This window comes from Stenotrophomonas sp. (assembly GCF_032056425.1).
In the GTDB taxonomy this organism is placed as follows: Bacteria; Pseudomonadota; Gammaproteobacteria; order Xanthomonadales; family Xanthomonadaceae; genus Stenotrophomonas.
This window is the reverse complement of the sequence record NZ_DAMBCN010000012.1, coordinates 91,161-98,636: the sequence shown is the minus strand read 5'-3', so window position 1 is coordinate 98,636 and position 7,476 is coordinate 91,161. Positions and strand designations below refer to the sequence as shown.

Sequence of the window (7,476 nt, the reverse complement as noted above, 5' to 3'; positions counted from 1 at the left end):
CTCGTCGGGCTCATAACCCGAAGGTCGCAGGTTCAAATCCTGCCCCCGCTACCAACTTCATATCGGCGCCAACCGGTGTGATGAATGAGGGAAAGCTTGTATTTTTTGAAGCAATCACTCATAATTCCGCTTCTGATGCGGGGTGGAGCAGTCTGGCAGCTCGTCGGGCTCATAACCCGAAGGTCGCAGGTTCAAATCCTGCCCCCGCTACCAAGTAAAGAAATCGCCTTCGAAGTCCTGCTTCGAAGGCGTTTTTCTTTGGGCTCCACGTACGTGTAGAGTCGAGCCATGCCCGACTGCCGGTATGGAAAAGGGATCTGACCCCAGGGCGGAACCCGGCCCGCACCTTGCACCAGCGCGGTGCAACCGCTATCATCAGCGGCCTAGCACTACCCCTGAAGGCGGTCTCCCAGCGGGAGTCCGGACCCGGAAGGAGGGCCGCAGCGCGCTTACACTTGGTGCTGCAACCGGAATCCAGTCACCGGAGTCTTTCCGGAAAAGGGGCCCAGCGGGCCCTTTGTCGTTTCCGGGGCGTCATGTTTCCTGCCGGCCGTGGCCGGCACCCAACCAAGAGATCAAGGCAGGCTGTGAGCGACAAGGCAACCGACATCGCGAATCTGCTCGCCCCGACCGTTGTGTCGCTGGGCCTGGAGCTGCTGGGCGTTGAATATCTGCCGGCCCCCGGCGGTGCAACCCTGCGTCTTTACATCGACGTGCCGCTGGCTGAGCAGCCCGAGCGCATCATCAACGTGGACGACTGCGAGCGCGTCAGCCGCGAAGTGTCCGCACAGATGGACGTGGAAGACCCGATCAGCGGCAACTACACGCTGGAAGTGTCTTCGCCGGGCGTCGATCGCCCGCTGTTCAACCTGGAACAGTTCGGCCGTCACCTGGGCGAAATGGCCAAGGTCGTGCTGAAGCTGCCGCAGGACAACCGTCGACGCCTGCAGGGCCGCATCGAAGCGACCGACGAGGCCGCAGACACCATCACCTTCATCGTCGACAAGACCGAAGTGGTGGTGTCGGCCGACAACATCGACAAGGCCCGGATCATGCCGGATTGGGTTGCGCTGGGCCTGGCCCCGAGCAAGCCGACCGGTCCGGCGCCGAAGCGTCCGAAGACGGACAAGAATTCTTCTTCCAACGAGCCGGCGGCAAAGAAGCCGCGCGCGGAGTGAGCCAATGAGCAAGGAACTGTTGCTGGTAGTGGACGCGGTCGCCAACGAGAAGGGCGTGCCGCGTGAAGTGATCTTCGATGCCATCGAGGCCGCCCTGGCTTCGGCAGCGAAGAAGCGCTATCCCGACGAGGAAGTGCTGACCCGCGTGGTCATCGACCACAAGGATGGCAGCTACGAAACGTACCGCCGCTGGGAAGTGGTGGCCGATGACGTGGTCATGGAATCGCCGGACCGGCAGATCCGCCTGATGGACGCCGTCGACGAAGCCGAAGGCGTGGATGTCGGCGACTACATCGAAGAGCAGATCGAAAACCCGGATTTCGGCCGTATTGCCGCCCAGGCCGCCAAGCAGGTGATCGTGCAGCGCGTGCGCGAAGCCGAGCGCCAGCAGGTGGTCGATGCGTGGAAGGACCGCGTGGGTGAGCTGATCACCGGCGTGGTCAAGCGTGCCGAGCGCGGCAACATCTATGTGGACCTGGGCGGCAACGCCGAGGGCTTCATTCCGAAGGACAAGGGCATTCCGCGCGACGTGCTGCGCGCCGGCGACCGCGTGCGCGGTTACCTGGCCGAAGTGCGTTCGGAACCGCGTGGCCCGCAGCTGTTCATCAGCCGCGCCGCCCCGGAATTCATGATCGAGTTGTTCAAGCTGGAAGTGCCGGAAGTCGGCCAAGGCCTGGTGGAAATCAAGGCCTGCGCCCGTGATCCGGGCGACCGCGCCAAGATCGCCGTGCTGGCCCACGATACCCGTACCGATCCGATCGGTGCCTGCATCGGCATGCGCGGTTCGCGCGTGCAGGCGGTGTCCAACGAGCTCAATGGCGAGCGCGTGGACATCGTGCTGTGGAACGAGAGCCCGGCCAACTTCGTCATCAACGCCATGGCGCCGGCCGAAGTGCAGTCGATCATCGTCGATGAAGACAAGCACTCGATGGACCTGGCCGTGGCCGAAGACCGTCTGGCCCAGGCCATCGGCAAGGGCGGCCAGAACGTGCGCCTGGCCAGCCGCCTGACCGGTTGGCAGCTGAACGTGATGACCCAGGACCAGGTCACCGCCAAGTCGGAAGCCGAGCAGGCTTCGGCCCGCCAGCTGTTCATGGACAAGCTGGAAGTGGACGAGGAAATCGCCGGCATCCTGGTGACCGAAGGCTTCGGCACGGTCGAAGAAATTGCTTATGTCCCGGTCGGCGAACTGCTCGCCGTGGAAGGTTTCGACGAAGACATCGTCGAAGAGCTGCGCGCTCGTGCCCGCGATGCGCTGCTCAATGAGGCCCTGGCAGTCGAAGAAGGCCTTGAAGACGGCCAGCCGGCGCAGGACCTGCTGTCCCTGAAGGGCATGGACGAAGCCACCGCGTATGCGCTGGCCGGCCACGGCGTGCGTACCAGCGAGGAGCTTTCCGACCTGGCCGCCGACGAGGTCATGGACTTCGGCATTGAAGGGCTGGACCAGGAGCGCGCCGCAGCGCTGATCCTGGCCGCGCGTGCCGAGGAGATCGCCCGACTGGAACGCGGCGAATGAGCCGGCAATGAACAGGGCCCTGAGCCGATCAGGGCGTAGAATCCGCGCCACCTCCATCTGCGGGGGGGCGCCCACAAGATCATAGGATCCGAATGTCGCAGCAAACCACCATCCGCAAGCTTGCCGAACTGGTCAATACGCCGGTCGAAAAACTGCTGGAACAGCTGGCCGGTGCCGGCATGAAGTTCAGCGGTCCGGACCAGGTCGTGACCAGCACCGAGAAGGTCAAGCTCCTGGGCTTCCTTCGTCGTTCGCACGGCAAGCCCGAGCAGGCTCCGGAAGAGACCGATCAGTCTGCAAAGAAGATCACGCTCAACCGCCGGAAACAGCAGGAAGTGACGGTCAATTCCGGTCGCAGCAAGACGACCGTGAATGTCGAGGTGCGCCAGAAGCGTACCTACGTCAAGGATGGTGCGCGCCCGATGACGCCGGACGAAGAGCGTGCCGACATCCTGCGCAAGCTGGAAGAGTCGCGCGCCCGCAACCTCGCCGAACAGCAGGCCCTGGCCGAGAAGGATCGTCTGCGCGACGAAGCCATCGTCCGTGCCCGTGAGGAAGAGGCCGCTGCCAAGGAACGTGCCGAGGCCGAGAAGAAGGCTGCCGAAGAAGCAGCGGCTGCCGCCAAGGCGGCCGAGGCGGCTGCGGCCAGCAAGCCCAAGCGCGCGCCGATCGACGAAACCGCACCGCGCCCGCCGCGTACCCCGGCCGCCGCTCCGGCTGCGCCGCGTAGTGCGCCGCCGCCGCGCAGCGACGACCGCAACAACCGCAGCGCGCCGCGCAACGAGCGTGGCCCGGGCGATCGTTTCGCCGGCCAGATGCATCTGTCGGCGGCCGACCGTGCGCGTCGTGGCAACAGCAACAACAGCAACACCCGGGGTCGTCCGGGTGGTCGCAACCAGAGTGGCGGCCGTCGTGACATGTCGCGTGGCGGCAACAACGCCGGTCCGCACGCCTTCGAGCGTCCGACCGCACCGGTCGTGCGTGAAGTGGCGATCGGCGAGACCATCACCGTGGCCGACCTGGCGCAGAAGCTCGCGCTGAAGGGCGGCGAGGTGGTAAAGGCGCTGTTCAAGATGGGCGTGATGGCCACCATCACCCAGTCCATCGACCACGACACCGCTGCGCTGGTGACCGAAGAACTCGGCCACAAGGCGATCCGCGCCAATGACAACGACGCCGAAGACGCACTGCTGGCCTCGACCGGTGAAAACCAGGGCGAAGCCGTGCAGCGTCCGCCGGTGGTCACCATCATGGGCCACGTCGACCACGGCAAGACCTCGCTGCTGGATTACATCCGCCGCACCAAGGTTGCCCACGGCGAAGCCGGCGGCATCACCCAGCACATCGGTGCGTACCACGTTGATACGCCCAAGGGCGTCATCAGCTTCCTGGATACCCCGGGCCACGCCGCGTTCACCTCGATGCGTGCCCGCGGTGCCAAGCTGACCGACATCGTGGTGCTGGTGGTGGCGGCCGACGACGGCGTCATGCCGCAGACCAAGGAAGCGATCCAGCACGCCCGTTCGGCCGGCGTGCCGCTGATCGTGGCGATCAACAAGATCGACAAGTCCGGCGCCGACCCGATGCGGGTCAAGAACGAGCTGCTGTCCGAGCAGGTCGTGGCCGAAGAGTTCGGCGGTGACATCCAGATGGTGGAGATCTCGGCCAAGACCGGCCTGGGCATCGACGACCTGCTGGACGCCGTGTCTGTGCAGGCCGAGCTGCTGGAACTGAAGGCCGTCGACGAAGGCCGCGCCTCGGGCGTGGTGATCGAATCGTCGCTGGACAAGGGCCGTGGCCCGGTCGCTACCGTGCTGGTGCAGCAGGGCCGCCTGAAGAAGGGCGACTACCTGGTGTGCGGCATCCAGTACGGCCGCGTGCGTGCGCTGTTCGACGAAACCGGCAAGCAGCCGGAGTTCGCCGGCCCGTCCATCCCGGTGCAGGTCCTGGGCCTGTCCGGTGTGCCGGAAGCCGGTGACGACTTCGTGGTGGTCGAGGACGAGCGCCTGGCCAAGGACGTTGCCCAGCAGCGTGAGACCAAGCGCCGTGAATCGCGCCTGGTCGCCACCGCTGGCAGCCGCATGGAAGACATCATGGCGACCCTAGGCAAGGGCGAGGGCCAGCAGGTCCTCAATCTGGTCATCAAGGCCGACGTGCAGGGTTCGGTGCAGGCCCTGAGCCAGGCACTGGTTGCGCTGTCCAACGAAGACATCCGTATCAACGTGATCCACTCCGGCGTGGGCGGCATCACCGAATCGGACGCCAACTCGGCGGCTGCTTCGAAGGCCACCGTCATCGGCTTCAACGTGCGTGCGGACGCTTCGGCCCGTCGCATCATTGAATCCAATGGCGTGGACCTGCGTTACTTCTCGATCATTTATGACGTGATCGACCAGGTGAAGCAGGTGGCCTCCGGTCTGCTGGGCGTGGAAATCCGCGAAGAGATCATCGGTATCGCCGAGGTCCGCGACGTGTTCCGCAGCTCCAAGCTGGGCGCCGTGGCCGGCTCGATGGTCATCGAGGGTGTGGTCAAGCGCAACAAGCCGATCCGCGTGCTGCGCGACAGCGTGGTCATCTTCGAGGGCGAGCTGGAATCGCTGCGTCGCTTCAAGGAGAACGTTGAGGAAGTCCGCAACGGTACCGAATGCGGTATCGCGGTGAAGGCCTACAACGACGTCAAGCCGGGTGACCAGATCGAGTGCTTCGAGCGTATTGAAGTGCCGCGCACCCTGTAATGCTGCAAGGTGGCCCGACCAACGGTCGGGCCCCACCCTGTACCTGTAGCGCCCGATCGTTGGTCGGGCGACAATCGAATCAAAGGTAGCGCCCGACCGCTGGTCGGGCGACAACTGAATCAAGAGCTCCTCGTGCCCAAGACTTTCCATCGAACCGACCGTGTCTCCGCCCAGCTGCGCCGTGAACTCGGCACCCTGGTGCACAACGCCGTGCGCGAGCATGGGTTGCCCTCGGTGAGCGTGTCCGACGTGGAAATCACCCGCGACATGGCCCACGCGAAGGTGTTCGTCACCGCGCTGATGCCGGAACGTTCGGCCGAGGCCGTCAAGGGCCTGAAGGAACTGGGTTACCGCCTGCGCATGGATCTGGCCCGTGCCATGAAGCTGCGTCATGTGCCCGAGCTGCATTTCCACTACGACGATTCGGTCGATCGTGGTGAGCACATCGACAACCTGCTGCGCGACCTGCCCGATACGCTGGCCGCAGAGAAGCGTCGCGAGAGCGACGAAGAATAACCGCGCATTGCGCGCACGCCGGGCATGGCCCGGCGCTACCGGCGGCATCCGCCGACATCGACGCCATGACCCGAATTCAGTTCCGCCGCCTGGATGGCATCCTGCTGCTCGACAAGTCGACCGGCATGAGCTCCAACGCCGCCCTGCAGGTGGCACGCCGCCTGTTCCGCGCAGAGAAGGGTGGCCACACCGGCAGCCTCGACCCGTTGGCGACCGGCCTGCTGCCGCTGTGCTTTGGCGAAGCCACCAAGATCGCCGGCCTGCTGCTCGGCTCGGCCAAGGCGTATGACGCCGAGATCGTGCTCGGCCAGACCACCGATACCGATGATGCCGAAGGCCAGGTGCTGCTGCAGCGCCCGGTGCCGGCCATCAGCGCAGACGCCCTGCAGGCCGCGCTGGCCCCCCTGACCGGCAGCATCCGGCAGCGCGCACCGATCTACTCGGCGCTGAAGCAGGGCGGTGAACCGTTGTATGTGAAGGCCCGCCGCGGCGAGGCCATCGAGGCCCCGGAGCGCGAGGTCCAGGTGCATGCCATCGAGGTGCTGGAGCAGCAGGCCGAGCGCCTGCGCCTGCGCGTGACCTGCGGCTCGGGCACCTACATCCGCAGCCTGGCCCGCGATCTGGGCGAGGCACTGGGCTGTGGCGCGCATATCAGCGCGCTGCGGCGGCTGTGGGTCGAACCGTTCCGGGCGCCGGCCATGGTCACCCTGGACCAGCTGCGGGCGATGGTCGAGGCCGGCGACGAGGCCGGCATGGACGCGCTGCTGCTGCCGCTGGCGGCGGGCCTGGCCGAATACCCGCGGGTCGAGCTGGACGCCGACCAGGCCCACCGCTTCTGCGTGGGCCAGCGCCAGCGCGATGTCGCCTGGCCGCACGGGCTGGTTGCGGTGTTCGGGCCCGACGGCACGCCGCAGGGCCTGGGCCAGGTCGATGACGGTGGCCTGCTGGCCCCGCAGCGGCGCTTCAACCTCTGACCGGACCGGGCCGCATTCAGCCCGGGTCCTTGTTCCGCCGGGCCCTGACCGTTACAATTTCGCGGCCGTTTTCCGGCAGCCTGCCCCGGCAGGTTTCATCCTCGTAGTCCACGGCGAGCCTGGCGGTGCGCGAAGCGCGTTCCTGCCGGCCACGCATCACAGAGAAAAAAGAAATGTCGATCGACACCCAGAAGGTCATTGAAGACAACAAGCGCAGCTCGGCTGACACCGGCTCCCCGGAAGTGCAGGTCGCCCTGCTGACCGCCCGCATCGAGCTGCTGACCGGCCACTTCAAGACCCACAAGAAGGACCACCACAGCCGCCGCGGCCTGCTGCAGATGGTCAACCGCCGTCGCAGCCTGCTCGACTACCTGAAGAAGAAGGACGTCGAGCGTTACAAGGCCCTGATTGAAAAGCTTGGCCTGCGTCGCTAAGCAACGAATCCCCCGCGGCGCAGCGATGCGCCGCGGTTTTGTTTTGTAGCACCGCAATCCCCGATTCAGGCCGGAACGATCCGGCCACCCGCAGGCGGCAAGGGTCGCCGACGGTCCAACTCG

At 65.7% G+C, this 7,476-nt stretch carries 7 protein-coding genes and 2 tRNA genes (1 of these 9 cut by a window edge); 8 read left to right on the top strand and 1 reads right to left on the bottom strand.

All coding sequences use genetic code 11. The annotated features are described in order from the left end of the window. From RTY46_RS10155 to truB, 7 genes are all read left to right on the top strand, one after another. Positions 1-54, top strand: a tRNA-Met gene (locus RTY46_RS10155) (it extends 123 nt beyond the left edge of the window). 82 nt (positions 55-136) lie between these two features. Then, a tRNA-Met gene (locus RTY46_RS10150) sits at positions 137-213 on the top strand. Between the two features lie 374 nt (positions 214-587). Then, positions 588-1,178 (top strand): ribosome maturation factor RimP, encoded by a 591-nt coding sequence (gene rimP / locus RTY46_RS10145; protein WP_108753687.1) that lies wholly within the window; start codon positions 588-590, stop codon positions 1,176-1,178. A 4-nt stretch (positions 1,179-1,182) separates the two neighbouring features. Then, positions 1,183-2,694: a transcription termination factor NusA gene (gene nusA, locus RTY46_RS10140; RefSeq protein WP_108750211.1), complete on the top strand. Its 1,512-nt coding sequence runs from the start codon at positions 1,183-1,185 to the stop codon at positions 2,692-2,694. Positions 2,695-2,786: 92 nt separating this feature from the next. Further along, positions 2,787-5,429: a translation initiation factor IF-2 gene (gene infB, locus RTY46_RS10135; protein WP_312708168.1), complete on the top strand. Its 2,643-nt coding sequence runs from the start codon at positions 2,787-2,789 to the stop codon at positions 5,427-5,429. Between the two features lie 132 nt (positions 5,430-5,561). Further along, positions 5,562-5,945: a 30S ribosome-binding factor RbfA gene (gene rbfA, locus RTY46_RS10130; protein WP_312708167.1), complete on the top strand. Its 384-nt coding sequence runs from the start codon at positions 5,562-5,564 to the stop codon at positions 5,943-5,945. Positions 5,946-6,010: 65 nt separating this feature from the next. Next, on the top strand, positions 6,011-6,919 hold the full coding sequence (truB, locus tag RTY46_RS10125; RefSeq protein WP_312708166.1) for a tRNA pseudouridine(55) synthase TruB: 909 nt from the start codon (positions 6,011-6,013) through the stop codon (positions 6,917-6,919). A 16-nt stretch (positions 6,920-6,935) separates the two neighbouring features. Here the strand turns inward: truB and RTY46_RS10120 are convergent, their stop codons facing one another. Further along, on the bottom strand, positions 6,936-7,106 hold the full coding sequence (locus RTY46_RS10120; protein ID WP_312708165.1) for a hypothetical protein: 171 nt from the start codon (positions 7,104-7,106) through the stop codon (positions 6,936-6,938). On the opposite strand from RTY46_RS10120, the gene rpsO reads away from it, so the two are divergent. Further along, positions 7,093-7,353 carry a 30S ribosomal protein S15 gene (gene rpsO, locus RTY46_RS10115; protein ID WP_005410445.1) on the top strand — a complete coding sequence of 87 codons (261 nt, stop codon included), beginning with the start codon at positions 7,093-7,095 and terminating at the stop codon, positions 7,351-7,353. The two genes, RTY46_RS10120 and rpsO, sit on opposite strands and share 14 nt — an antisense overlap. Positions 7,354-7,476 lie beyond the last annotated feature (123 nt).

Excerpts from the sequence above, each read along its gene's own strand:
- infB (WP_312708168.1), top strand. The coding sequence starts at position 2,787 with ATGTCGCAGCAAACCACCATCCGCAAGCTTGCCGAACTGGTCAATACG.
- rpsO (WP_005410445.1), top strand. The coding sequence starts at position 7,093 with ATGTCGATCGACACCCAGAAGGTCATTGAAGACAACAAGCGCAGCTCG.
- truB (WP_312708166.1), top strand. The coding sequence starts at position 6,011 with ATGACCCGAATTCAGTTCCGCCGCCTGGATGGCATCCTGCTGCTCGAC.
- nusA (WP_108750211.1), top strand. The coding sequence starts at position 1,183 with ATGAGCAAGGAACTGTTGCTGGTAGTGGACGCGGTCGCCAACGAGAAG.